The sequence below is a fragment of the Pseudomonas fragi genome, from assembly GCF_900105835.1.
Classification (GTDB): domain Bacteria; phylum Pseudomonadota; class Gammaproteobacteria; order Pseudomonadales; family Pseudomonadaceae; genus Aquipseudomonas; species Aquipseudomonas fragi.
Genome location: NZ_LT629783.1, coordinates 3,798,342 through 3,824,237, shown reverse-complemented (window position 1 = coordinate 3,824,237; position 25,896 = coordinate 3,798,342). Strand labels below are relative to the sequence as shown.

18 protein-coding genes and 1 pseudogene are annotated in these 25,896 nt (G+C 58.6%); 16 read left to right on the top strand and 3 right to left on the bottom strand.

The window, feature by feature from the left end:
• The 14 genes and pseudogenes from BLU25_RS17545 to BLU25_RS17485 all read left to right on the top strand — a co-directional run bounded on the left by BLU25_RS17545 (position 1) and on the right by BLU25_RS17485 (position 16,357).
• Positions 1-990, top strand: a complete 990-nt coding sequence (locus BLU25_RS17545) for a ferritin-like domain-containing protein (protein ID WP_016779206.1) — start codon at positions 1-3, stop codon at positions 988-990.
• A gap of 13 nt (positions 991-1,003) precedes the next feature.
• Positions 1,004-1,981: a beta-ketoacyl-[acyl-carrier-protein] synthase family protein gene (locus BLU25_RS17540; protein WP_083369749.1), complete on the top strand. Its 978-nt coding sequence runs from the start codon at positions 1,004-1,006 to the stop codon at positions 1,979-1,981.
• Between the two features lies 1 nt (position 1,982).
• Positions 1,983-3,158, top strand: a complete 1,176-nt coding sequence (locus BLU25_RS17535; RefSeq protein ID WP_016779204.1) for a type III PLP-dependent enzyme domain-containing protein — start codon at positions 1,983-1,985, stop codon at positions 3,156-3,158.
• Between the two features lie 10 nt (positions 3,159-3,168).
• Positions 3,169-4,743 (top strand): acyl-CoA ligase (AMP-forming), exosortase A system-associated, encoded by a 1,575-nt coding sequence (locus BLU25_RS17530; protein WP_016779203.1) that lies wholly within the window; start codon positions 3,169-3,171, stop codon positions 4,741-4,743.
• A 4-nt stretch (positions 4,744-4,747) separates the two neighbouring features.
• Complete coding sequence (locus tag BLU25_RS17525) at positions 4,748-5,743, top strand: beta-ketoacyl-[acyl-carrier-protein] synthase family protein (protein WP_016779202.1); 996 nt, start codon at positions 4,748-4,750, stop codon at positions 5,741-5,743.
• Positions 5,744-5,779: 36 nt separating this feature from the next.
• Positions 5,780-8,782 carry a citrate/2-methylcitrate synthase gene (locus BLU25_RS17520; RefSeq protein WP_083369748.1) on the top strand — a complete coding sequence of 1,001 codons (3,003 nt, stop codon included), beginning with the start codon at positions 5,780-5,782 and terminating at the stop codon, positions 8,780-8,782.
• Positions 8,783-8,857: 75 nt separating this feature from the next.
• On the top strand, positions 8,858-9,520 hold the full coding sequence (locus BLU25_RS17515) for a class I SAM-dependent methyltransferase (protein ID WP_016779200.1): 663 nt from the start codon (positions 8,858-8,860) through the stop codon (positions 9,518-9,520).
• Between the two features lie 25 nt (positions 9,521-9,545).
• Positions 9,546-9,953 (top strand): Fe(II)-2OG oxygenase family protein, encoded by a 408-nt coding sequence (locus BLU25_RS23630; RefSeq protein WP_197676916.1) that lies wholly within the window; start codon positions 9,546-9,548, stop codon positions 9,951-9,953.
• Between the two features lie 18 nt (positions 9,954-9,971).
• Positions 9,972-10,607: pseudogene (locus BLU25_RS23625) on the top strand (TauD/TfdA family dioxygenase); the annotation flags it as partial.
• Between the two features lie 2 nt (positions 10,608-10,609).
• Positions 10,610-11,614 carry an ATP-binding cassette domain-containing protein gene (locus BLU25_RS17505; RefSeq protein ID WP_196883207.1) on the top strand — a complete coding sequence of 335 codons (1,005 nt, stop codon included), beginning with the start codon at positions 10,610-10,612 and terminating at the stop codon, positions 11,612-11,614.
• Positions 11,607-12,698: an ABC transporter permease gene (locus BLU25_RS17500; RefSeq protein ID WP_016779196.1), complete on the top strand. Its 1,092-nt coding sequence runs from the start codon at positions 11,607-11,609 to the stop codon at positions 12,696-12,698. The genes BLU25_RS17505 and BLU25_RS17500 overlap by 8 nt, the downstream gene beginning before the upstream one ends.
• A 46-nt stretch (positions 12,699-12,744) precedes the next feature.
• Positions 12,745-13,287, top strand: coding sequence for a hypothetical protein (locus BLU25_RS17495; protein WP_016779195.1), 543 nt, complete (start codon positions 12,745-12,747; stop codon positions 13,285-13,287).
• Positions 13,284-14,708: an FAD-binding oxidoreductase gene (locus tag BLU25_RS17490; protein ID WP_016779194.1), complete on the top strand. Its 1,425-nt coding sequence runs from the start codon at positions 13,284-13,286 to the stop codon at positions 14,706-14,708. The genes BLU25_RS17495 and BLU25_RS17490 overlap by 4 nt, the downstream gene beginning before the upstream one ends.
• 71 nt (positions 14,709-14,779) lie before the next feature.
• Complete coding sequence (locus tag BLU25_RS17485) at positions 14,780-16,357, top strand: aldehyde dehydrogenase (NADP(+)) (RefSeq protein ID WP_083369747.1); 1,578 nt, start codon at positions 14,780-14,782, stop codon at positions 16,355-16,357.
• 65 nt (positions 16,358-16,422) lie between these two features.
• Here BLU25_RS17485 and BLU25_RS17480 read toward each other — a convergent pair whose 3' ends face one another.
• On the bottom strand, positions 16,423-17,712 hold the full coding sequence (locus BLU25_RS17480; RefSeq protein WP_016779192.1) for a carbohydrate porin: 1,290 nt from the start codon (positions 17,710-17,712) through the stop codon (positions 16,423-16,425).
• Positions 17,713-18,335: 623 nt separating this feature from the next.
• Between BLU25_RS17480 and BLU25_RS17475 the strand changes: the two genes are divergently transcribed.
• On the top strand, positions 18,336-20,774 hold the full coding sequence (locus BLU25_RS17475) for a membrane-bound PQQ-dependent dehydrogenase, glucose/quinate/shikimate family (RefSeq protein WP_050901267.1): 2,439 nt from the start codon (positions 18,336-18,338) through the stop codon (positions 20,772-20,774).
• 130 nt (positions 20,775-20,904) lie between these two features.
• Here the strand turns inward: BLU25_RS17475 and BLU25_RS17470 are convergent, their stop codons facing one another.
• Both BLU25_RS17470 and BLU25_RS17465 read right to left on the bottom strand, forming a co-directional pair.
• The gene (locus BLU25_RS17470) at positions 20,905-21,429 is read right to left on the bottom strand and encodes a single-stranded DNA-binding protein (protein WP_016779190.1); all 525 of its coding nucleotides are present in this window, start codon (positions 21,427-21,429) and stop codon (positions 20,905-20,907) included.
• Positions 21,430-21,438: 9 nt separating this feature from the next.
• The gene (locus tag BLU25_RS17465; protein WP_016779189.1) at positions 21,439-22,830 is read right to left on the bottom strand and encodes an MFS transporter; all 1,392 of its coding nucleotides are present in this window, start codon (positions 22,828-22,830) and stop codon (positions 21,439-21,441) included.
• A 197-nt stretch (positions 22,831-23,027) separates the two neighbouring features.
• Here BLU25_RS17465 and uvrA point away from each other — a divergent pair, with 197 nt between their 5' ends.
• Entirely contained in the window at positions 23,028-25,862 is a 2,835-nt protein-coding gene (gene uvrA, locus BLU25_RS17460) for an excinuclease ABC subunit UvrA (RefSeq protein WP_016779188.1), read from the top strand.
• The last annotated feature ends 34 nt before the right edge of the window (positions 25,863-25,896 follow it).

Genomic DNA, 25,896 nt, shown 5'->3' with positions numbered 1-25,896 from the left:
ATGCAAAAAGAGCACAAACAGGCACTGGATGATGGCGAGCCGATCAAGTGGAATTTCTCGGTCGATGCGTTCATGTCGCAGACCTACGATTTCAGCAATGACAGCTTGAATGCGCTGTATCAGAAAACCAAGGCCAACCAGTGGGATGTCAATACCGACATTGATTGGAGCTACGAGCTCAACCCGGACAATCCACTGGGCATGCCGGACGGCACACTGCTGATCTACGGCACCGATGTCTGGAACAAAATGAATGAAAAAAACCGTGCCGAAATTCGCCATCACTCCCAAGGCTGGACCCTGTCACAGGTACTGCACGGTGAACAGGCGGCCCTGATTTGCGCATCGAAACTGGCGGTGGCCGAAGAAAGCCTCTCGGCCCGTCTCTGTGCCGCCGGGCAAATCATCGATGAAGCCCGTCATATCGAAGCCTTCGGTCGCCTGGTCAATAACAAGCTGCCGATCAGCTACCCCATGAGCAAGGCGCTCAAAGGCCTGCTGGAAGAGACCATTACCACCAGCAAGCTCGACATGACCAACCTGGGTATGCAAGTGCTGGTGGAGGGTATTGCGCTGTCACTGTTTCAAAGCATGGTCGCCTACACCAAAGACCCTTTTATCAAAGACCTGATGACGCGCATTCAGCGCGATGAGGCGCGCCACTTCGCCATTGGCCGCATCACGCTGGGCAGTGTGTACAAGGAAATGAGCAGCACTGAACGCAAGGAACGCGAAGAGTTTGTGGTTGAAGGGGCTTACACCTTGTACGAACACCTGTGCGCCGACGACATATGGGAGCCGATGGGCCTATCCAAAAAAGAGTGCAGCCATCTGGTCAGGAGTTCGGAAGTGGCCAACTCCATGCGCCGTTCCATTTTCCGGCGGCTGGTGCCAACCATCCGCGAAATGGGTTTGCTGACGCCCCGTGTAAGCGATGCCTTTGAAAAGCTCAAAGTGCTGGATTACGCCGCCATGCCAATGCCGGCTTAACAGGAAGACAGTCATGACGCCCCCAACTATCGCGGCAACAAACAGCCCCGCCCCCTTCACGATCGGTATTGAAGCCGCCGCATACGAATTGCCCGGCGAACGCCAGGACCTCAATGACTGGGCTCAGCACCACAAGTTGCCCGCCGAGCGCTTTGAGATGATCCGCAATGCGGGTTGCCGATATTTCCATGTGGCACCGGACATCGACGAGGTCGAGCTGGCCAAGCGCGCTGTTGCCCGCCTGCAAGAGGAGCAAAGCTTCAAGGGCAGCGACATCGGTGCAGTGATCCATGTGCATACCGGGCTGTTCAGCGTACCGCCGGCGCCACGCAGCCTGCCGCTGGAAGTGGCCGCGGCATTCGGCATAAAGCCTGTCTGGGCCGGGTCGATCGCACAGCTCAATTGTTCGTCGATCAGTGTTGCCATTCAAATGGCCCAGGCCCTGATGAAGGTGCATAGCCAACTGAATTCGGTGCTGATCGTCTCGTCCGATCGTGTCTTTATCGAGCGTTACCGGGTGCTGCAGGCGAGCATATTAAGTGATGGCGCGGGGTGCCTGCTGGTGACCCGTAACAGCCGCCGTAACCGGGTTGGCGCGACGGCCGTGCGCAATTATGGCAGCTGGTACCTGGGCTCCGTGACCAATAACGCGGTGAAACAGGCCATGTTCAACCTGGAGTGGCACTACACCCGCAAAGTCATGATGGAAGCCGTGGCCGACTGCGGCATGGCGCTCAGCGATTTCACCTGCATTTTGCCTTACAACTCCAACCACTCTGGCTGGAACGCCTTCTGTGGCGCCATGGCGATTCCCGCCACCACGCTCTATAGCGACAACATCCTGAACAAGGGTCATTCCTTTGGCTCGGACCTGGCGATCAACCTGGCCGATAGGGGCCTGAGCAAGGTCGATGGCGGGGCGCACCTGATGAATATAACGGAATCGGACAACGGTTCATTCTCGGCATTGACCCTTCATCCGGTGAATTGACATGACCATGACCAACGCTTCTCCGCCGGTCAGGAGCGACGACGCCAAGACCGAAGAATGGCTGCTGAATCTGAAAACGCCGTGCTATGTACTGGACCCCACCGTCGTAATGGCCCGTTACGCTGACTTACGTGAGCGCTTGGGTACACCGCTGATTGTGTCGCTCAAGGCCAACCCCAATCTGGACTTGTTGATCCGCTGCGGCCACGCCTTCATCGACGGTGTGGAGCTGGCCAGCCAGGGCGAACTCGATATTGTCGCGGGTCGCATCAACGCCCCCAAATACGTGAACAATCCGTCCATGGATGAAGAGTTCATGCGCGCGGCCCTGGCCTCACGTTGCACGTTCATCATCGACAGCCTGGAGCAGGCGCAGCGACTGATTCGCGTCATCGGTAAACAGGCCGCCCCGCAAACGGTATTGCGCTTGAACGCGGGTCAATTGCTCAGCTCGGGCAAACACATGGCGGACCATTTCGGCATGAGCCGCCACGACGCCTTGCTGACGACGGCTGCATTGACCCAGGCCAACGTGCCCATCGTCGGCCTCCATACGTTTGCGGGTTCCAACAGTTTCCACATAGATGACAAGGGCGCCGATGCCGCCGCCCTTGCCCATGCGCTCGCTGCCTTTGCGCCACAAGTCGCACGACTGACCGGCCTGCCCGTTACGTTTCTTAACGTCGGCGGCGGTTTCTCCGAGCACTTGCACAACCAGGCACAGACGTTTGACGCGTATCGCCAGCGTATTGCCCCACTGCACGAAGACTTCAAGGTCGTCCACGAGTCCGGACGCGGCGTCTTCGCTGGCGCAGGTACCTTCGTGACCCGCGTGCGTTCAGTCAAAGCCTTGGGTGAACGCTACGTTGCCGTCTGCGACGGTGGCCTGAGCCACAATTTCCTGCTGGCCAAAACCGAATCCATGTTGAAGAACTACGCGCAACCGCGCCTGCTGCGGCGCCAGCAGGCACCGGTTGACGCGCCCCTGTTGCCGACCCAGTTCGTGGGCAGCACCTGCAGCCGCGCCGACGTGATCGGCTGGAGCCATGACGTGTCGGCCCCGCCGAGCGTGGGCGATCTGGTGATCTTCGACAACTGCGGCGCCTATAACCAGACGTATAGCGTCAGCGCTTTTCTCTCGCAAAGCCCGGCACACACCTATATCCACCAGTCCTAGGGACGTCACCATGACCGCCCACATCAGTTTGTATGACCTGTTGAAAGACAGCGCCCACCACCAAGGCGCGCGCCGTGCGTTCGCTCAAGGCGCAAAGATGGCGACGTATTCCGAGCTGCTGGAAGACGTGCGCCTGACGGCAAAGAGGCTGGCCGATAGCGGTGTGCAAGCGGGCGAACGCGTCGCTGTGTATGCGGGCAAGCAGTACGAAACCATCGTCATGTTTCTGGCGATCAATGCCCGGGGTGCGATCCTGGTGCCCATCAATCCTCAGCTCAAAGAACAACAGGTACGCCATATCCTGCTGGACAGCGGTGCTCGCTTGCTCATCAGCACGGGCCCGCGCCTCAGGCGTATCGAGGCGATGGTGCAGGACATCGGGCTCGATACCTGGCAGCTGGAAAAACTACAGGCCGATAACCTGGACACACCGACCGATGCGGCGCTTGTCACCGCAGCCAGCGCAGTCACCGACAGTGATCCTGCCGCCATTTTGTACACCTCCGGCTCAACGGGCCGGCCCAAAGGCGTGGTGCTGTCGCAACGTAACCTGGTGTCTGGCGCCTATAGCGTCGCTCACTATCTGCGCTTGCGGGCCGATGACGTCATCCTCGGAATATTGCCGCTGAGCTTCGATGCCGGGTTCAGTCAACTGACCACAGCGCTGGTCAGCGGTGCGTGCTACGCGCCGCTGGATTTCCTGCAAGCGGGCGAAGTCCCGACGTTCTGCGAAGCCCATGGCGTCACCGTGATTACCGGTGTGCCGCCGCTATGGATGCAACTGGCGTCAGTGCAATGGCCACAGCCTGCCGGCGCACGCATTCGCTGCTTTGCCAATACCGGCGGGCATATGCCACCGCCCTTGCTGGAAAAACTCAAAAACGCATTCCCTGATGCGCTGCCCTATCTGATGTACGGCTTGACCGAGGCTTTCCGCTCGACCTACCTGGCCCCGGAAGCCGCCGTCACGCGGCCCGACTCCATCGGCAAGGCGGTGCCCAACGCCGATATCCGCGTGATGCGCCAGGACGGCAGCGAATGTGCCGCTGGAGAGCACGGCGAACTGGTTCACCGCGGCGCGTTTGTCACGCTCGGGTACTGGAATGACCCCGAGCTGACCGCTCAACGCTTTCGTCCCTGGCTACACCCGAACGGGCAGATTCCGCGCGCCGAAACAGCGGTCTGGTCGGGCGATATCGTCTACCGCGACAGCGACGGCTTTCTGTATTTCGTTGCGCGCAGCGACGACATGATCAAGACCTCCGGCTACCGCGTCAGCCCCACCGAAGTCGAGGAAATCCTCTTTGCCGTGGATGAAATCACCGAAGCAGCGGCGTTTGGCGTGCCGCATCCGCAACAGGGCGAGGCCATCATCATCAGCCTGCTCGCCCACCCGCAGACACAGCTCACCGCCCAGGCACTGATCAAGCTGTGCAGGGACAAACTGCCGACCTATATGGTGCCGCTGCATGTGTCCTTCCATGACTCGCCTTTACCGCGCAACCCGAACGGCAAGATCGACCGCAAGCAGTTGAAGCAGCAGTTTTCCGAGTTTTTCTCCACCCCACTTACGGTCACGGAATAGCCTCATGCTTCGAATCCGCGCTATCGCTTCCCACGTCCCTGACACGACCCCGTTCCGGGCGGTCCAAGCCCAGGAAAAAAACATCGGCTATGGCCATCTGTTGTACAAATCCGCGGTCTTTTCCATGCCTCGCGCCAGGGGCAGGGTCGACGCCGAAGAAGCGCTTCGGCTGCTGCCCACGGCGAGCATCGCCCTGCCGGTAGCACCCCCCTTGCAAAGCGGCGCCGACCTGGCGCTGGAAGCGATCGCACAATTGCGCCAACAGATTCCGGCAGAAACCCTGGCACAGATAACCCACATTGTGGTGACCAATGCCGCCCTTAACCAACGCATTAATGAATCGGTCGCCGGCCGCATCCAGCACGCACTGGGCTTGCCCAAAGCGCTGCCATTCGCCATCGGCCAAGCGGGTACTGCCGGCGTGTTCAATGCCCTGAGCATGATCGAAGCGCTGGTCAGCCTCGGCGGCAAGGTGCTGTTGGTGGCGTCCGATAAGTGGCTCTACCCCTTCTTTCGCGCCTGGGGTGATCTGGTGGTGTACGGCGACGGCGCCGCCGCCATCTTGCTCGATGGCGATAGTCAGCCTGCACCAGGCTGGGGGGCGATACGCGCCTCGGCCATGCACTATGGCACGGCCATCGACAATCCCTGGGGGCTGACGCCTGCCGCCCTGGCTGAACGCCTGCATCCGCTGGCGGTGAGTGCAGCGCAAACGGCGATCGAGCGGGCGGGCCTGCAAGCCAGCGACATCGATTGGGTGCTGCCGGCAGGGTTCAGCGACAGCTTCACCCTCGGCGTCAGCCGCGAACTGGGCATTGCACAAGACCGACATTTCGAATTCGGTGTCCGAGGCCATCAGTCGAGCGCGGCTCCCTTGCTGTCGCTTATGCGCCTGCGCGCCACCCTGCCCCCCGGTAAAACGGTCACCGCCCTGCTGTGGGATGCAGCCTTGTGCGGCACCGCCGGTGCCATTGTGGCCGAGATCCAGGCTGGCGCCTGAACCCGGATGCAAACCGCTTATTAATCAGGAAAACCTATGTCTGCTTATAAAGTCAGCCTGCGTGAGCTTCGCTTTTTTTTGTGGGAATTGCATAAAACCGACCAGCATTTTCTCTCTCGGGCGCCGTTCAACGACAAGAGTCGCGCCTATTACGATGCCTTGCTGGAGCGCGCCAGGGCGTTCGCTGATGAGTTAGGCAAGGCCTATCAAGCCTCCGACCGCCAGGGATGCCGCTTGCTGGAAAACGGCAACGTCGAAATCCCCAAGGAGTTCCACACACTCTGGCAACGCTACAAGGATGAGTGGATTCAGGTGCTGGGCAACGACAGCGAATCCCAGCAACCGGCCTTGCCCCCCCTGATCCGGCAAGCCATCCAGGAAATGTTCATGGGTGCCAATCCGGCGTTTATGACCTACGGCGGCTTCAACTTTCCGGCCATCAAGCTGCTAAAGCTGCACGGTACTGCAGCACAAAAGGCCACTTACCTGCGCAAGCTTCAACGCTACGACTGGGACGCGTGTTTCTGCGCCACCGAGCAACAGGCCGGCAGCGACCTGACGGCGGTCACCACCCTCGCAAAACCCCTTGAAAACGGCGAATACGCCGTCAGCGGCGAAAAAGTCTACATCTCGGCCGGGATGCATACGCTGACCGAAAACACCGTGTATTTTGTCCTGGGCCGCATTAATACCTCGACCTCGACTTCCTACTCGCTGTCCTGCCTGCTGGTGCCGCGCTTCTGGCCCAATCCAGAGACCGGCGAGCTGGAAGACAACCATGTCGAGTGCACGTCATTGCTGCACAAAATGGGCTTGAAGGGCTGCGCCAATACCCAGCTGGTGTTTGGTCGAAGCGGCACCACCCGCGCCGTCCTGCTGGGTGATCGCAAGAATGCCGGGTTGCTGCAACTGGTGCCCTTGATGAACCAGGCGCGTATGAGCACGGCGATTATCGGCCTGGGCCTGGCGTCCAGTGCCTATCTGCACTCAGTCGATTTCGCCGGTAAACGGCTCCAGGGCCGCGCCATCAGTCGCACGTCCGATGCCAGCGCACCCGCTGTGCCCATCATCGAACACGCCGACGTACAGCGCATGCTGCTGGAAATGAAGGCGCGGGTAGAGGGCTGCCGCGGGCTGCTCGGCAAATTGACCGGCGCATCGACCCAGGCGTATGCCCTGGAAGCCGAGCCGGTACTGGACGAAGCCCGGGTCGAAAAGTACCGCAAGCTGGTGCTGCTGTTCACGCCGATCTGCAAGGCGTTCGTCTCGGACCAGGCCTGGAAAATCTGCGAACTGGCGATCCAGGTGCATGGCGGCATCGGCTACACCGATGCTTACCCTGTGGAACAAAATGCCCGCGACGTGAAAATCCTGTCGATCTGGGAAGGCACCAACTATATCCAGTCCCAGGATCTGGTGCGCGACAAGCTGGGATTTGGCCGAAACTCACGCCTGATCAAATATCTGCGCGAAGAGCTTGATGCCTTTTTGAGCAGCAAAATGGGGGTCGCTACTGAGCTGCAAGCTAAATTCCCGCTGCTGGAAAACGCCATGCTCGCTGTTGAGCAGGCGCTTGCACTCATCAATGAGCACGTGCGTGCAGGTCGCACCCACGAAACCAGCCAGTTCTTTACCCGCTTCCTGGAAATGCTCGGTCTCACCGCCAGCGCCTGGGTCTTGCTGGAATCGGCCTGCCTGGCAGAGCGCCAGCTGCACCAGCAACCGAGTGCCGAAGAAGCCGCTTTTTACCGGGGCAAGGTCAAGACCGCGCAGTATTTTTTCGCCAACATCCTGCCGACTGTGACGCAACACGCACAGGCCATAGAAAACCTGCTGGTCGCCCACTGCGGCATTACGCTTGATGAACTGGTACAGGCCGACACGCCCACACCCGCACCGCCGCAGAGCCTGTTTGGCGGACCGCGCAGCCTGTATCGCGGCACCAATATCGACGGTGCCACGCTTGAGCCCAATGAAGGCCTGTGGGTCAGGGGTCGCAACCTCAATGACCTGATCGGCATTGTCGACTTCCCCACGGCGCTGTGGCTGGCGTGGTTTGGCAGCCTGCCGTCCCCTGCCGAGAGCCAGGCCGTTGACGCTGTCCTGGTACACATTGCTCGCCACCTGTCGCAGGCGCCAGCCTATCGACGCGGCATCGAAGCGGTGGCCGACAGCGGTGCCGGCATGGTGCAGGCAGCCGCCTGCGGCTTTCTCGGCGATCTGGGCGCGCTGGAAAATATCGCCCTGCGCGAAGCAACCGCGCGCGGCTTACCCACCCATCAGGACTTTATCCAGGGCCTGGTCAGCGTTGCCTCAGCGCCGCACTTTTTGCACGCGGCGCTCGGTCATCAAGCCCCCGACGCAGCGCCGGGCCAACACGCCGAGGGGGTGTTGGCGGCAATGGGCGCGAGCAACATCGATGCATTATCCATTCGTGTCGTTGACGCCCTGCTGGTGGCCTGGCACGCCGATTTCGGCTACATCACGCCGACGGTGCTGGTACCACGCACCGCCATCGGCACCGGCGTCAGCCTTGCGCAGGCCGTAGCGGCCGGGTTTATGGCCAGCGGCCCCAAACATGTCGGCGCAGCAGAAGAAGCAATGAGCTGGCTCAAGACCATCAGTGCACAAGCCAGCCATGCCGACATACGGCAAGCGGTCGACCACGCGCTGGATCAGCCCGGCAACCTGTTGTTTGGTTTCGGCCATCCGCTGTTTGTGCAGGATCCACGGCCGCCGCATATCAGGGCCCTGTTTGCTCAATGGGGTTTCGGGGGGCGCTACCTGGAGATTTTTGACGTCGTCTGTGCCCACGTCCTGGAGCGTAAAGGCCTGCGTCCGAATATTGATTTCATCACCGCTGCAGCCCTGCTTGATCTCGGTGTAACGCAAGCCCGTTGGAGTGTCGGCCTGGGGCTCTGTGGCCGGGTGGCGGCAATCGTCGCGCATGCCATCGAGCGGCGTGATCGTCCTGCTTTCGGTGTCAGCAGCAAAGCCGCGCGCAAGTTGCTGGCCACCGTTCCAGTGGGTTGGCTGTAGGGCAGCCAGACGCAGACCGCCATTGCTATGCCAACGCGGAATCCTTGTAACGCCATTTCATACGGGAACTTATAAATGTTATTGAAAAATCTACGCCCTGCTGACGAATACGATCGCTTTGCCTCGCAAGCACTGGAGCCTTGGGACGTGATGTTCGTCACCCGCATCCGCCAGATTGCCCGCGACCTGCCCGCCGGCGCCCTGGTCGATATCGGCACGGCCACCGTCGTGGTGCCGGTGCGCCTGGCGGCCGACCCGGTATTGAAAGGCTGGCATTTCATCGGCCTCGATCTGGACGAAACCATGCTCGACGGTGGCCGACCGCGTATCGAAGCGCTCGGCCTGAGCGACACCATCGAACTCAAGGTGGGCGACGCCCTGGACCTGCCCTTCGCGGACAACAGCCTGACCATGGCGGTCAGCCGCGCCACCTTGCATCACTTGCCGGACAAGGTGAAAAGCCTGACCGAGATGTACCGCGTCCTGCAGCCGGGCGGAGTCGGCCTGGTACACGACATGCGCCGCGACGTGGCCCCCGACTTGCTGGAGAAATTCACTCAAATGCGCGCATCGGTGGGCTATCCACCGACCCATGTTGAAGAAAAGGTCACCCTGCAAGAAGCGCGCGAACTGGTCATCGAGGCGGGTCTGGAGCATTGCACGGTGGTGACCAGCCCTCGTTCGGGCATGGGCGCACTGGGTTTCGAAATCCTCATTAAAAAGCCTTTGTTGGTTTGATACGCAACTCGCCGGGGAAAAGGCTATGGATCAACGTACAGATCGGGTTGAGCACTTTCAGGCAATGCTGGGCAGCTCGCAGGTGCAGTGTGGTTTCCTGCCACACGGGCCCATGCCACTCGTTATAACGCCCGTGGACCGCACGCTAAGCGATGACAGCGAAGCGTTTGCGACGTGGTATCGCCACCACCAGTCGATTTTCGACAGCATGCTGCTGGCGTTCGGTTGCCTGTTGTTCCGTGGTTTTGCACTGCGCGAAAGCGCGGACTTCCAGGCCATTGCGCAACAGTATCCTGAGCATGCATTCGGTTATATCGGCGGCGCCACGCCACGCAACAATATCGAGGGCAGAGTCTACGAATCGACCCGCATCCCGCCCACCCTGAAAATCGGCCTGCATCAGGAAAAGGCCTACATGGCCCACTATCCATAGAAACTCGCCTTCTTTTGCAAACAGCCCTCAGCAGAAGGCGGCGAAACCATCCTGTGCGACATGCGAGCCGTTACCCGTCGCCTGCCGCCGCACTTGATCGAACGCTTCAGCGGCGCGCGCATCCAGTACTTGCGCAACTTCCGTGCCCCCAGCACGCCCGGGAATGAACCGCGCAACACCCATATGCGCGAATACCACCGCCCCTGGAATGAAGCGTTCCTGACCGATGATCCGCAGCAGGTGGAACAGCTGTGCCGCGACACACACCTCGATTACCAATGGCTCGACGATGGCAGCATCACGGTGTCGCATACCGGTGACGCCATGTTGAAACATCCGCTGACGGGCGAATCCATCTGGTTCAATCAACTGTCGACCCAACACAACAATGCCCGCTCCCTCGGCAAGCCGGGTTACGCCTATATCCAGCGCGCCTATCAGGACAAACCGGCACGCCCTTACGAGGTGCGGCTGGGCGACGGTACGCCGATCCCGGAGGCTGATATCGCGCCGATTTACGACGCGCTTGAGGCGCAGGAGATCGCGTTTCCCTGGCACAGCGGTGACCTGCTGTTGATCGATAACATTGCCGTCGCCCATGGTCGCAATCCCTTCAAAGGCCAACGCGATGTCCAAGTCGCGTTGTTCGATTGAACATGAACAGTCAAATCCTGCTGACAGACGACAAACACGGGCTGTCCGAACCCGCCGTGGATCCCGGGATGCACTTGGCACCCACGCGTACTGAGGAACCCTATGCGGCGGCGGCCAAACTGATCCGGGTCAGCGCCGGCAGTTTCCGCTTCGAGGTCCGCGATCTGCAGTTTCGCCGCGGTCGGCATACCGCCATCATCGGCCCCAATGGCGCCGGCAAGACCACCCTGGTCGAAGCCTTGCTCGGCTTCCGTCAGGCACATCTGGAAGACGCGCAGATTCTGGGGGTTGCGGCGGCGCGCTTTCTGCAAAGCACCCGCCACCGCAAGCGGCTGGGGGTGCAATTGCAACGGGTCGAATATGAAGACTCGTCGAATGTCAGGGAAATCCTCGATTTGCATCAGGCCCTGTACGGCAAACAAGACCCGCTGGTGGCGCAGGCACTGGACATCGAAGCGCTGCGCAAACTGCCCTATCGGGCACTGTCACGCGGTCAAAAGCAGCGGCTCGATTTGTTCGTGGCGCTGGCCCATCATCCGGAACTTGTCGTACTTGATGAACCGTTTACCGGGCTTGACCGCGCTTATATCGAGCGCGTCGCACACCTGCTGCGCTACGACCTGGCTGGCCTGACCATCATCATGATTTGCCACTCGGAGGAAGAACTGGATGCCGCCAGCGATGTGGTGTGGGTGTGCAATGGCGGGGTTGAGTATCGGGGCGATAAAGAAGCACTGAAGAACCGTCTGGTCGGCACCTTCCATGCTCGTCTGCAACTGGACGACAGTGAACAGATCAACGCCATCTATCGCCAGCTGGAACGCGAAAGCGCCACGCTGCGGCTGTCGAGGCCATCCAGCAATGAAATCAGCGTCTATGGCACGCAGGCACTGGATCCGTTGATACGCGCCCTGATCGGTCATGTTGCGTTCCAGCACTTTGAATTCGGCCCCACCCACTACCGCGATATGTTGCACATCTGCGCCCAGGGAGAACAGGATGTTTAGCATACTGGCGATATTGACGCGCAACGAGCTGCTGGGCTTTTTCCGCAGCAAGTCGGCGCTGTTCTGGGCGCTGGCCTTCCCCATCCTGCTGCTGACCGTGATGCTGATGGCTTTCGGTCATCCAGGCTCACTGGGTACGGTCAATGTCGAGTTTCAGGAAGCTGGTACCCAGGCCAGTTCGGACACCCGCTGCCCGTTGGCGATTGAGCAGGCATTTGCTGGCGGCGATCCCGTAAAGGCCAATTTTTCAACCGTCAGCAGCACTGCCCCCATCGCAGCAGACACGGTGCGCATCGTCTTTGCGGCCGGCGACGAACCGATGCAGGTGCGCTATGACTTCAAGGGTCAGCTGGCGGTACGCGCCGCAGCACGCGTGATCGAGATCGCCGCGGTCAGGTGTTCAGCGGCCAAGCGCGGCATTGTGTCGACAGACCTGGTGCGTTTCGAAGATACGGCCTCCGGCGCCAAGCCCTTCGACTACGGCCAGTTTTTTACCACCGGCATTTTGGTCATCTGTTTGATGTCACTCGGCATCATGTCCACCGCCTTGTCGATTGCCAGCTTGCGTGAACACAACGCCCTCAAGATCTACGCCTGTTTTCCAGTGCCGAAGCTGGTTTTTCTGGCCTCTATCCTCTTGTCGCGGGTGGTCATGATGCTGATTTCGGTGGGCACCTTGCTGCTGGTGGCGCGGTACGGATACGGCATCGACATCTCGCTGTGGAGTTTGCAGACCTTGCGTGCGTTGCCGGTCATTGTGCTGGGCGGGGTCATGTTGCTGTGCCTCGGCACCCTGCTGGCCAGTCGTACCGCCTCGATAAAAGAAACCGAATTGTTGTGCCATCTGATCCATTACCCGGCCCTGTTCTTCGGCAACCTGACCATCCCGTTGAACGATGCGCCAGCCTGGATCAAAAGCATTCTCTCGGTGGTTCCGATCAACCAGTTTGTCTCGGTACTGCGCCAAGTGATGCTCGACGGAGCGTCCCTGACAACGCTGTGGCTGCCCTTGTTGACCCTGGCAGGCTGGACCACGTTGTTTCTCACTGCCGCGACCTTCATGTTCCGCTGGCACAAAAGTTAAGCCCCGACCCGGGCATTTCATTGCATCTCTATTCAAGGAAACCAGCATGTCTATCAGCAAGCTAGGCCGTGCCTATTTGTCGAATGCCAGCGCATTCATTCCGGTCATCGTGTTCCTCTTGTATGGCCGTTTCGGCCCCGGTGAGGCAGGCGTGCGCTGGGAGACTGCGTATCTGCTCAGCGGTATTCTGAGCATTGCCCACATGGTCTGGCTGTTCAATTACCGTCCTGGCCACTGGATCGCACTGGCCGTCGACCTGTACCTGATGATTGGCGCCCTGCTGGCTTCGGTATCTACCGCTGCTCTGCAAGTGTGGGGGCAGGAGCTGGGTGCTGCGCCCGTGCTGGCGTGCGTATTGGTGATTGGTATGGGGGCCACCCAGCTTTCTCCACTCGGTTTCATCGGCGAAACCAGCAGCGATCATGGGTTGATTAGAAAACTCTCGGTGATGCTGCTGATTACGGCTGCTATCGCCGTCGCGGTGTCATTGGCTTTTCGCCATAACACGCTGCTGGGAGGCGTATTGCCAATCGTCGCGCTGGTGCTCACACGCAGCCAGTTGCTCAAACGCGTGGTTGCGACGCCATGAGCAACCTGGAACCTGCATCGGGACTCCACGCGTTCCTGACCGAAGTCGCCGAAGTGCTGGGGCAGGAGTCGCTGCTGACCGGAGCGGCCTGTGCCCCCTATGAAATCGACGTCACTCATTACCGTGGCAAAGCGGCGGCGGTCGTCCTCCCGCGTGATACCCACGCTGTCAGCGCGCTGATGCGCATCGCTGTGCGCCATCGCATACGGCTGGTCGCCCAGGGCAACCGCAGCGGATTGGTGGGTGGCGCCGTCACCGACAACTCCGGCACGCAAGTGATCGTTTCCCTTTCGCGCTTGCGCCGAGTGCGCGAGATTGATCCCTTGAACCGCACGGTCATTGTCGAAGCTGGCGCGCTCTTGTCAGAGCTCAATCGCCAGCTGGAAACCCATTCGCTGTACTTCCCTATTGATATCGGCAGCGACCCGGCGATAGGCGGATTAATCGGCGCCAATGCCGGCGGCAGCCGCTTGCTCAAGCATGGCGACATGCGTCATAACCTGCTCGGTATCGAGGTGGTGCTGGCCGATGGCGACGGCACCGTGGTGCAACTGCTCGCGCCGTTGCGCAAGAACAATACCGGGCTCGACCTCAAGCAGATGTTTGTGGGCACCGGCGGCGCCTTCGGAATCATTACGGCGGCGACGCTTGATCTAAGACGCATCGACCAGTCGACGCAAAGCGTGTTTGTGGCCTTGCCTGACCACGCGACAGCGCTGCAGGTACTGGATGCCTTCGAGCATCAGTTTGGCGATTTGCTGTGCGCTTTCGAAGTGATATCCGAAGCGGCACTCGCCCTTACCGTGCGCAACTTCCCCACGCTGCGCCACCCGTTTGGCCAATCGCAGGCCAGCTGTTATGCCCTGATAGAGATCGCCAGCAGCATGCCAGGCTTGCATACGATCTTTGCGCAACGAACCGAGCAGGTGCTGGAACAGTTGTATGAAAGCGGCCGGATTCTCGACGCCGTCCTGGGCAACGCCAGCAGCTTTTGGCCGCTGCGAGACAACCTGCCGCTGGCCATTGCCCAGGAAGGTATCCCGCTCTCGTTCGACGTGGCGTTCTCGCGCTCGCGATTGGTCGCTTTCCGCGATCTGGCTGCACAGTGGCTTGAGCACGAACATCCGCTGCTGCAGCTTTACGATTTCGGCCATTTTGCCGACGGCGGCTGCCATTTGATTGTGCTTGTGCCGCACGCCCATATCGCCCGGTACGGCATCGCCAAGCTAGTCGCGGTGCGTAGCGGCCTCTACAAGCTGGTGTCCGAAAACGGCGGCTGCTTCAGTGCAGAGCATGGCGTCGGGCCTATGAATGCCGCTTATTACAGCAAGTACACACCCCCTGGGGTGCAGGCAATCAGCAGGGCCATGCAGCAGTTGATGGACCCGCAGGCGGTGCTGGGCCGCTACCGCTACACCTAAAACCCACCTCCTGCGCCGTTCATTTCAAAGATAAATCGGGCCTGACGATGGCACAGCAAGCGATAGGAAACATGATGATTACCGGCAAAATGCTTATCGGCCAGTCGGCAGTGCGTGGCGACAAAGGATCGCTGGCTGCAATCAACCCTGCCACCCATGAAAAGCTCAGTCCCGACTTCGGCGTCGGCGGTATCGCTGACATTGATCAGGCCTGCACGCTGGCGCAGCAAGCCTGCGATCCCTACCGCGCGACCACGCCAGAGCAGCGCGCTCAATTCCTGGAATCGATTGCCACGGGCATCCTGGCGTTGGGGGTCACCCTGATCGGGCGCGCCTCTCTCGAAACAGGATTACCTGCCGCGCGCCTGATTATCGAACGGAGCCGCACCGTGAGCCAGTTGCGGCTGTTTGCGCAAGTGTTGCGCGACGGCCACTATCTCGGCGCCACCCTGGACTGCGCCTTGCCGACGCGCATCCCTTCTCGCCCCGACCTGAGGTTGCACAAGATCGCCCTCGGCCCGGTGGCTGTATTTGGTGCAAGCAACTTTCCATTGGCGTTTTCGGTTGCCGGCGGCGATAGCGCCGCCGCCCTGGCCGCTGGCTGCCCGATAGTGGTCAAGGCGCACGAGGCTCACCTGGGTACGTCTGAACTGGTAGGCCAGGTGATTCAACAGGCAGCCGCTGCTCACCACTTGCCCGAGGGCGTGTTTTCCCTGCTTATCGGCGACGCTAACCTGTTCGGCCAGACCCTGGTCAGCCATCCCGCGATCAAGGCAGTCGCATTCACCGGTTCGCGCCAGGGCGGCCTGGCGCTGATGCGTACAGCGGCGCAACGCAGTGAACCGATCCCGGTATACGCCGAAATGAGCTGTATCAATCCCGTGTTCCTGTTGCCCCATGCACTGTCGATACGCGCCAGCGAAATCAGCCGTGGATTCGTTGAGGCTCTGACGATGAGTGCGGGGCAACTGTGTACCAATCCGGGCCTGGTGATTGCCCTGGAAGGTCAGCCCCTGACCCAGTTTTGCAGCACGGCCCAGGACGCCCTGTGCAAAAAGGCGGCGACCACCATGCTGACCCCGGGGATTCATCGTGCCTACCTCGCCGGTATCGAAGAGACGGGCACTATCAACGGCGTTACAACGCTGGGGCAAGGTTGCCCTGCTCAAACGCCATGTGCAGCGCAGGCCACCTTGTTCGTAACGGATGCAGCCACTTTTCTGACGACGCCACGACTGGGCGACGAAATATTCGGCCCCAGCTCGCTGATCGTCGCCTGCAAGAATGAAGATGAAATGCTGGCGGTCGCCGAGCATCTGTCAGGACAACTGACGGCGACATTGCAACTGGATCACGCTGATCATGCGCTGGCCAGAAAACTGCTGCCCATCCTTGAGCGCAAGGCGGGCCGGATCCTGGCGAACGGTTACCCGAACAATGTCGAGGTATCTCATGCGATGGTGCACGGCGGCCCGTTCCCGGCCAGCTCGGACAGTCGTAGCAGCGCCGTCGGCGCCAGTGCCATCGACCGGTTCTTGCGGCCGGTGTGTTATCAGGACCTGCCTGCAGCCTTGATGCCTGAAGCGTTACAGGATGGCAATCCACTCGAACTGTGGCGCATGGTCAATGGTCAATCTGTGCTTGCCTGAGTCGCGGAGATCGCTTAATAGCCTGCGCTTTCAGGTTCGTAACGCACAAAGCGCCAGCCCGTCTGTTAAAAAGTCGCTTTGATCTGTAGCCCTACAGCCAATGCGTTTCCTCTTTTTTTACCGAAGAACGCGCCCGGTTCGATGTAGTACTGCATGTCCGGTCGCACCAGCAGCCAGGGCGTGACTTGCGCGCCATAGTTGAGTTCAAGCATCTGCTCGCCGTTGTCGAGGCTGGCGATCATGTCTGACTCCCCAAAATTGATTGCAGCCGCTTCTTGCTCATAGCGCGTGCGCGAATTGATCACGGCGCGGCCATAACCAAAGGCGATAGTATCTTTGGGGCGGTTTGCAAAAGGCTTCTGCTTGACCAGACCCACCGAATACCAACGACGCATCGGTGAAGTCGCAGCGTTACTGGTGGCCGCTTGCCCGAAAAGGCGCAATACGCTTTCAGGGTCTTGCTCGTCCTTCCAGATAGCCTGATCAAACAACACGTAAGCCCCGGTACGGTTGCTGCTCTTTTCTGTGCTGCCAATTTTCTGGTAATTGGACGTGTCGTAATACCAACCGACTTTGTACTGACCATCCAGAAAGGCATGATTATTAAAAATCGCCTCAAGAGGCAAAATAGCCCCGGTGGTATCGTTGCTGGGCATGGAAAACGCTTCAGAAGGGCGTGCGTTGTGCTCCGGGTTGACTTGAAACACAGCGGTTTGCAGCGTTAGAGACGGGTTAACGTCGTAACGCAGTTCTCCCCCCCAGTGTGCCGTCGGATAGTTACCCCATCCACTGCCGCTGGACATGGTTAACGGGTGTGCACAAAAACCGGCGCTCACAAAGTTGGTCAAAATGGGCATCCCCCCAAATTCGGTGCCCATGACCATATATCCGACCTTGGCCGACAGGTCTTTGGAAAACAGATTGCGTTGATAGCTGAACTCGGTCAGCCGGGTGTATTCACCCCCATAGTTTTCCTGAGCTGACAAGCGGTTACCGAGCAAATCTTCCGTGGCGCTATGGCCACGACGGTCATTGATAATGATCTGCACCACGCCAGCATCCGGAGTGTCGAGTAACTTGCTCAGATCAAACTGCGCGCCAATGCGTATTTGTTGTGCATAGCGAGTGCCGCGCTTTATTCCGCCGTGCAGGTTCGAAATCGTCTCGGAGCTGTATTCACCCGTCAGCTTAACCCCCTTGTCGAGCAGCTTCTGTCGCTCCCCTCCCCAATCGCCGGTGAGTGTTGAGCGACTCATCAAGTCCGTAGAATCTGCCAACGCTGGAGCAGGGGCCAACATACAGAACGACAAACCGCTGCACAGGCTGGTAGTCAGCGCGCGGAAAGAAAAAAACATTCGAAAGGTGCTCCGTTGAAAAAACGCAGATGATCAAGGCTGTTTTGCACGTCGCCTTATACTGCTTGCGTCAGGGTGTAAGGACTGGATTGGATAACGTCGCCTGACGTTAGTCGCAACGTATAAGTTTAAGCATTCGCTTTTTTGGAATACATCCAACTCTGCAAGAAACATTGTTGGTGCGTTCGTAACAATTCGCCTTAAAGCCAGCTCTTGAACTAACAAGCCCGAACCTGAACCGATGACGTACTGCACCTATTGAGTCGCTCATGGCGACTTGATTGTTACTGTTTCATCAATATTGTTTTCCAATACGCTGGATTTATCCGAGACACCCTCCGATTAAAATAAGCCTGCTGGCGCAAACAAAGTCACAAAACCCAACCCTATAGAGCACTGATGCTCCGCTCCAGGTTTCGTAGAACCTTCAGTCCTTTGCGTGCCACTGCGCGTTCAGCAACCGACTCACCGGGTAACGGCCTGGTTTTTCGGCGCTTTAACGCCTGAATCACGAGGTGCCAGAGGATTTACGCCCAACCCATTACGTCCGAATGGATCATTCGGCCGGGCTGTTCGCACCGACGACGAACAGTTTTGTATTCACCCATAGAGCATTCATTAAAATGACGGATGACCATCAATCACCCACTAAAAGACGGGCAATAAGCTCGCTCGTGAGAATAGTATTTTCTCTCTTCGTTTTTGCTGTTGCACTGACATTGATATACGGCGGGGTCATGTTATTGGCTCTGGACGGATCAAGTTATTATCTAATAGCCGGGCTGGCTTATTTGGCACTCACCCCGTTATTGTTATGGCGTAAACGTTTCAGCATTATATTTTCGGCACTTATATTCCTTGCTACATGCGTCTGGGCATTTTATGAGGTAGGCCAGTTCAGTTATTGGGAACTGCTGCCACGGCTTGTCGTTCCAGCCATTATCCTGACACTTAGTTTGTGGGTGGGCGCGACGTTCCCGGGTACATCCGTGACGACTCAGCGCGTGGCTAACCGGTTTGGCTTTGCGGTGTTTGCCGCGTTGATCGCCACCTTTATTGCTGCGTTTTACCCTCACGGTGCGATTTCAAATCCTGTGGTCGCGTCGAAGGCATCCGAGCCGAAGGAACCTACTGCCGATGCGCCTGAAAATTGGGAATACTATGGTCGCAGCGCATCGGGTACCCGGTTTGCGCCTTACACACAGATCACCCCAGAAAACGTCAAGGACCTTCAGGTCGCCTGGACATACAGAACAGGGCGCAGAACGACCGGGGCTGGTGCAGGCGTAGACGAAAACACGCCGTTGCAGATTGGCAACGTGCTGTATTCATGCACACCGGAGAATCTGATCACCGCACTGGATGGTGATACTGGGGCACCTCTCTGGAAGTTCGACCCTAAAGCCAAAACCGAAGAACACGTCACCTGCCGCGGCGTGGGTTATTACGACATCGATAAAGACGACAGCCTGAGTGCTGAGGTCAAGGCTTCGCACGACAACGACCAACAATGCCGTCAGCGCATTCTGGTGTCGTCGGTAGATGCCCGTCTGTTTGCGCTTGACGCGCACACCGGCGCCCTGTGTTCGAGCTTTGGTGAGAACGGTTACGTCGATCTCAAGAAAGGCATGGGCCCAACCGAGAAGAGCAAACGCTATCACCCAACCTCTCTGCCGGTTGTGATGGGGCATCTGACCGTGGTCGGCGGCTGGGTGCGTGACATTGTAGCGGGCGAGCCTTCAGGGGCCGTGCGTGCATTTGACGTGCTGACCGGTGATTTGGTCTGGGCATGGGACATAGGCGCACCTGAGGGTAAGGACGCTACTGCCGACGACCATCAGTTCACGCTGGAAACGCCTAACGTATGGACTATTCCTACTTACGATAAAGAGTTGAACCTGGTCTACCTGCCAACAGGCAATGGCCCACCGGACTACTGGGGGGGTGATCGCAACGCGGCCAAGGAAAAATATGGCTCGGCGGTTGTAGCTGTGGATGCATCGACCGGTAAAGCCAAGTGGGTTTACCAGATCGTTCACCACGATGTATGGGATTACGACCTGCCTTCGCAGCCAGTCATGTATGACTGGAAGAACGCTGATGGCGAGAAAACGCCGGTTTTGATCCAGACCAGCAAAACAGGCAATATTTTTGTTCTGGACCGTCGTACAGGCAAACCTGTTACCGAAGTTGAAGAACGTCCGGTGCCAACCTCACCCGCTGCTGAAGGCGAGCACCTGTCACCGACTCAACCGTTTTCGATCGGAATGCCAACTATTGGTGTTGAGCCACTGACAGAGAAGTCCATGTGGGGCGTGACGACTTTCGATCAACTGTACTGCCGGATCATGTTCAAGGACTCCGTTTACGTGGGCCCGTTTACACCTCCGTCCGAGAAACCGTACATCGAATGGCCAGGCTTGTTGGGCGGCATGAACTGGGGGGGCATTTCCATCGACGAAAATACAGGCATGATGTTTGTTAACGACATGCGTGTGCCCCTGCGAATGTCGCTGGTGACTAAGGAAGACACCAGCAAGTTCAAAGTATCGACTGACGAAGTGCCCGGTTTCATGGGAACTATTCGCCCACAAGTCGCCGGTATCTATGGCGGCGTGAGAATCGACATTCTGCAATCCCCACTGGGCGTGCCGTGCAATACACCCCCGTTCGGCAGCATGAGTGCGATTGATCTCAATACCCAGAAACTGGTGTGGCAAGTGCCTATGGGCACCGTCCAGGATACCGGCCCTATGGGAATTAAAACCCACATGCCGATACCGCTGGGCATGCCAACACTGGGTGGTCCAACCTCAACAGCCTCGGGCCTGGTGTTCTTTGCAGGGACTCAAGACTACTACCTGCGTGCGCTCGACTCGGCAACCGGTAAAGAAGTGTGGAAAGCTCGCTTGCCTGTCGGCGCTGTCGCCGCACCGCTGATCTACAAATCACCGGTCACCGGAAAACAATACGTGGTGATCTCTGCAGGGGGCATGAGCCACTCCCCTGACGTAGGTGATTACATCATTGCTTATGCATTACCGAATAGCGCTGAAAAATAAACGGCTGGTTGCGTTTATGTAAAAAATAATCCCCGTTTACGGGGATTATTTTTTAGGCAAACAAAAGCCCCAAGAGCAGAACTCTTGGGGCTATTAGGTAACGCTGAAGCTGTTAAGCCAAAGGCAAGACCTAGAACGGGATATCGTCATCAAAGCTGTCGAAATCCGGAGCTGGCTGCGGAGCCTGCTGTTGCGGTGCAGGACGCGACTGCTGCTGTTGTTGCGGTGCAGGGCGTTGAGCCTGCTGACGCGGAGCCGACTGTTGTTGCTGGTAGTTGTTGCCACCACCCTGGTTTTGCTGGTCGCCCTGTGGACGGCCACCCAGCAGTTGCATGGTGCCTTGCATGTCGACCACGATTTCAGTGGTGTAACGCTTGATACCGTCTTTTTCCCACTCGCGGGTTTGCAGCTTGCCTTCGATGTACACCTGCGAACCCTTGCGCAGGTATTCGCCGGCAATTTCGGCCACTTTGCCGAACATCGATACACGGTGCCATTCAGTCTTTTCGACTTTCTGGCCGGTTTGCTTGTCAGTCCACTGTTCGCTGGTTGCCAGACTCAGGTTGGTCACGGCATTACCGTTAGGCAAGTAGCGAACTTCGGGATCCTGGCCGCATGTGCCGACCAATATAACTTTGTTAACCCCACGGGCCATAACGTTCTCCTAGGCTTCGCACGTCGGCGCTGGGTTAACCAACTGCTCGAGTGTCGCGCGATCCAATAGTTCGGTGTCCAATTTGATATAAATCGCGGACTCTTCAGCCACGATCACTGCATCTGTAACGCCAGTAACAGCCTTCAAACGCTCAGCCAGACCTGCTTCGCGCAGCGCCTCAGGTGATAACGGCAGGCGCAGGCTTGTTACATACGGTGGTTCGCGCATGGTAACAGCAAAGGCTAGCCAGAGTGCAGCCAGACCTGCGCATCCAAGGAACACAACCGACAAACCGCCATGCTGGAACAACCAGCCGCCGAGGATGCCGCCCAGTGCCGAACCGAGGAATTGGCTGGTGGAATAAACCCCCATCGCCGTGCCCTTGCCGCCTGCGGGTGAAACTTTGCTGATCAGCGAAGGCAGTGAAGCCTCCAACAGGTTGAACGCGGTGAAAAACACCACGGTGCCGATCACCAACGCCCGCAAACTGTCGCCGAACTTCCAGAAGAATAGCTCAGTGAGCATCAACGTAACGACGGCGCCGAGCAAAACTCGTTTCATTTTGCGTTTCTTTTCGCCGTAGATGATGAACGGAATCATGGCGAAAAAAGAAATCAGCAAGGCCGTCAGGTACACCCACCAGTGCTGCTCCTTGGGCAGGCCGGCCTTTTCGACCAGCGCCAGCGGCAAGGCAATAAAGCTCGACATCAACATGGCGTGCAACACAAAAATGCCAAGGTCCAGGCGCAACAGGTCAGGGTGACGCAAGGTCGGCAGCAAAGCCTGCTTCGCCACACCGGACTCACGATGCTGCAAGGTCCCGGTGGAACGCGGCACCATAAACATCACGATCACGATCCCGCACAGTGCCATTGCCCCCGTGGCCAGAAACAGCCCAGACAACCCGAATGCACGGGTCAGCAACGGCCCCACGACCATTGCGACAGCAAATGACAATCCGATGGTCATGCCGATCATGGCCATCGCCTTGGTGCGGTGCTGCTCACGGGTCAGGTCCGACAACAGCGCCATGACAGCTGCTGAAATCGCCCCTGCGCCTTGCAGGATACGTCCCGCAATAACGCCCCAGATCGAATCGGAATTGGCCGCCAGCACACTGCCCAGCGCAAAGACAATCAAGCCCAGGTAAATCACCGGGCGCCGTCCAATACGGTCGGAAATGATCCCGAACGGGATTTGAAAAATCGCCTGGGTCAGGCCATAAGCGCCAATTGCCAAGCCTATAAGGGCAGGCGTCGCGCCAGCCAGGTCCATCCCATAGGTCGCCAGTACCGGCAACACCATAAACATGCCCAGCATACGGAAGGCGAACACAAGGGCCAGACCGCTTGCTGCCCGGGTCTCGCCGCTGCTCATGCGTTCGCTGTGGGGATCGTGCATGGAAAAACCTCATGTGAACCGGCGGCGATTCTATCAGTCCCATCGAGTAACAGCACATACACGAGAGCGCCGCGACGCTTTGTCACGCAAAAGTTATAAAGGCTGCTTGAATGACATCGGGCCATCAAGGCCTGCACAGCTTTCACACAGATCCGTATACTCATTCGTTTACGTTATGCCCGCCAAGCGAGGCCGCAGTGGACAAGATCCTGATACGTGGGGCACGAACCCACAACCTGAAGAACATCGACCTGACCCTGCCAAGGGACAAACTGATCGTCATCACCGGACTGTCTGGCTCCGGCAAATCATCCCTGGCGTTTGACACCTTGTACGCCGAGGGCCAGCGACGTTATGTCGAGTCGCTGTCAGCCTATGCGCGACAGTTCCTGTCAATGATGGAAAAGCCTGACGTCGATACCATCGAAGGTCTGTCGCCGGCGATTTCCATCGAACAGAAATCGACCTCGCACAACCCGCGCTCCACCGTCGGCACCATCACCGAGATCTACGATTACCTGCGCCTGCTGTATGCCCGCGTCGGTATCCCGCGTTGCCCGGACCACGATATTCCTCTGGAAGCGCAGACCGTCAGCCAGATGGTCGATCTGGTGTTGGCGCAGCCTGAAGGCAGCAAATTGATGCTGCTCGCACCGGTGATTCGCGAGCGCAAGGGCGAACACCTGTCGGTGTTTGAAGAGCTGCGCGCCCAGGGCTTTGTTCGCGCCCGGGTCAACGGCAAGCTCTGTGAGCTGGACGAGTTGCCCAAGCTCGACAAACAGAAAAAACACTCCATTGATGTGGTGGTCGACCGCTTTAAAGTGCGCGCCGACTTGCAACAGCGCCTGGCCGAGTCGTTCGAGACCGCGCTGAAGCTGGCCGATGGCATTGCCTTGGTCGCGCCGATGGACGATGAGCCCGGCGAAGAGATGATCTTCTCCGCACGCTTTGCCTGCCCGATTTGCGGCCACGCGATCAGCGAGCTGGAGCCCAAGCTGTTCTCCTTCAACAACCCGGCAGGTGCCTGCCCGACCTGCGATGGTTTGGGGGTCAAGCAGTTCTTCGATATCAAGCGTCTGGTCAATGGCGAGCTGACCCTGGCCGAAGGCGCGATACGCGGCTGGGACAGGCGTAACGTGTATTACTTCCAGATGCTCGGGGCGCTGGCCAAGCATTACGACTTCAGCCTTGAAGTACCTTTCAGCGAACTGCCGGCTGACAAGCAAAAAGTCATTTTGTACGGCAGCGGCACGCAGAACGTGGATTTCCGCTATCTGAATGATCGCGGCGATATCGTCAAACGCGCGCACCCGTTCGAAGGCATCGTGCCGAACCTCGAACGCCGCTACCGCGAAACCGAGTCGGCCACCGTGCGCGAAGAACTGGCCAAGTTCCTCAGCACCCAGTCCTGCCCGGATTGCCGCGGTACCCGACTGCGTCGTGAAGCCCGTCATGTATGGGTCGGCGAAAAAACCCTGCCAGCGGTCACCAGCCTGCCTATCGGTGATGCTACCGAATACTTCAGCACATTGAGCCTGACCGGGCGTCGTGGCGAAATCGCCGACAAGATCCTTAAGGAAATTCGCGAACGCCTGCAGTTTTTGGTGAATGTGGGGCTCGACTATCTGTCCCTGGACCGTAGTGCCGATACGCTGTCGGGCGGTGAAGCCCAGCGTATTCGTCTGGCCAGCCAGATTGGCGCTGGCCTGGTCGGGGTGCTGTATATCCTCGACGAGCCCTCTATCGGCCTGCATCAGCGCGATAACGATCGCTTGCTGGGCACCCTCAAGCATCTGCGTGATATCGGCAACACCGTGATTGTGGTGGAGCACGACGAAGACGCCATTCGCCTGGCGGACTATGTGGTGGATATCGGCCCGGGTGCAGGTGTGCATGGCGGCCATATCGTCGCGCAAGGCACGCCGGCCGAGGTGATGGCCCACCCTGACTCCCTGACGGGCAAATACCTGTCGGGCCGGGTGAAGATTGCCGTACCTGCCAAGCGCACGCCGCGCAACAAGAAGCTGACACTATCGCTCAAGGGCGCTCGTGGTAATAACCTGCGCAATGTGGATCTGGAAATCCCCATCGGCCTGTTGACCTGTGTCACCGGGGTGTCCGGCTCAGGCAAATCGACCCTGATCAACAACACGCTCTACCCGCTCAGCGCCACGGCCCTCAATGGCGCGACCACACTGGAAGCGGCAGCGCACGACAGCATCAAGGGGCTGGAGCATCTGGACAAGGTCGTCGACATCGACCAAAGCCCGATTGGCCGCACCCCGCGCTCCAACCCGGCGACCTACACCGGGTTGTTCACGCCAATCCGTGAACTGTTCTCGGGCGTGCCTGAATCGCGCTCCCGCGGTTACGGCCCCGGGCGTTTCTCCTTCAACGTGAAGGGCGGACGCTGCGAGGCCTGTCAGGGTGATGGCCTGATCAAGGTAGAAATGCACTTTCTGCCGGACATCTATGTGCCGTGCGATGTGTGCAAGAGCAAGCGCTACAACCGTGAAACCCTTGAGATCAAATATAAGGGCAAGAACATTCACGAAGTGTTGGAGATGACCATCGAGGAAGCGCGGGAGTTCTTCGACGCAGTGCCTGCACTGGCGCGTAAGCTGCAAACACTGATGGATGTAGGCTTGTCCTATATCAAGCTCGGGCAATCCGCCACCACGCTGTCAGGCGGTGAGGCGCAGCGGGTCAAGTTATCCCGCGAGCTGTCCAAGCGTGATACCGGCAAGACCCTGTATATCCTCGATGAACCTACAACCGGTTTGCACTTTGCCGATATCCAGCAATTGCTGGATGTGCTGCATCGTCTTCGCGACCACGGCAATACCGTAGTCGTGATCGAGCACAACCTGGACGTCATCAAGACAGCTGACTGGCTGGTGGATCTTGGGCCGGAGGGAGGGTCCAAGGGTGGGCAGATTATTGCTACCGGTACACCGGAAGAAGTAGCCGAGATGAAGCAATCTCACACGGGCTTCTACCTGAAGCCACTGCTGATTCGCGACAAGGCTTAAATCGCGATACGAAAAAGCCCCTGCCATCGTGAGA

Coding starts and splice junctions, on each gene's coding strand:
- BLU25_RS17475 (WP_050901267.1), top strand. CDS start 18,336: ATGACGGATGACCATCAATCACCCACTAAAAGACGGGCAATAAGCTCG.
- BLU25_RS17495 (WP_016779195.1), top strand. CDS start 12,745: ATGTCTATCAGCAAGCTAGGCCGTGCCTATTTGTCGAATGCCAGCGCA.
- BLU25_RS17500 (WP_016779196.1), top strand. CDS start 11,607: ATGTTTAGCATACTGGCGATATTGACGCGCAACGAGCTGCTGGGCTTT.
- BLU25_RS17490 (WP_016779194.1), top strand. CDS start 13,284: ATGAGCAACCTGGAACCTGCATCGGGACTCCACGCGTTCCTGACCGAA.
- BLU25_RS17540 (WP_083369749.1), top strand. CDS start 1,004: ATGACGCCCCCAACTATCGCGGCAACAAACAGCCCCGCCCCCTTCACG.
- BLU25_RS23630 (WP_197676916.1), top strand. CDS start 9,546: ATGGATCAACGTACAGATCGGGTTGAGCACTTTCAGGCAATGCTGGGC.
- BLU25_RS17465 (WP_016779189.1), bottom strand. CDS start 22,830: ATGCACGATCCCCACAGCGAACGCATGAGCAGCGGCGAGACCCGGGCA.
- BLU25_RS17505 (WP_196883207.1), top strand. CDS start 10,610: ATGAACAGTCAAATCCTGCTGACAGACGACAAACACGGGCTGTCCGAA.
- BLU25_RS17535 (WP_016779204.1), top strand. CDS start 1,983: ATGACCATGACCAACGCTTCTCCGCCGGTCAGGAGCGACGACGCCAAG.
- BLU25_RS17545 (WP_016779206.1), top strand. CDS start 1: ATGCAAAAAGAGCACAAACAGGCACTGGATGATGGCGAGCCGATCAAG.
- BLU25_RS17515 (WP_016779200.1), top strand. CDS start 8,858: ATGTTATTGAAAAATCTACGCCCTGCTGACGAATACGATCGCTTTGCC.
- BLU25_RS17485 (WP_083369747.1), top strand. CDS start 14,780: ATGATGATTACCGGCAAAATGCTTATCGGCCAGTCGGCAGTGCGTGGC.
- BLU25_RS17520 (WP_083369748.1), top strand. CDS start 5,780: ATGTCTGCTTATAAAGTCAGCCTGCGTGAGCTTCGCTTTTTTTTGTGG.
- BLU25_RS17525 (WP_016779202.1), top strand. CDS start 4,748: ATGCTTCGAATCCGCGCTATCGCTTCCCACGTCCCTGACACGACCCCG.
- BLU25_RS17470 (WP_016779190.1), bottom strand. CDS start 21,429: ATGGCCCGTGGGGTTAACAAAGTTATATTGGTCGGCACATGCGGCCAG.
- BLU25_RS17480 (WP_016779192.1), bottom strand. CDS start 17,712: ATGTTTTTTTCTTTCCGCGCGCTGACTACCAGCCTGTGCAGCGGTTTG.
- BLU25_RS17530 (WP_016779203.1), top strand. CDS start 3,169: ATGACCGCCCACATCAGTTTGTATGACCTGTTGAAAGACAGCGCCCAC.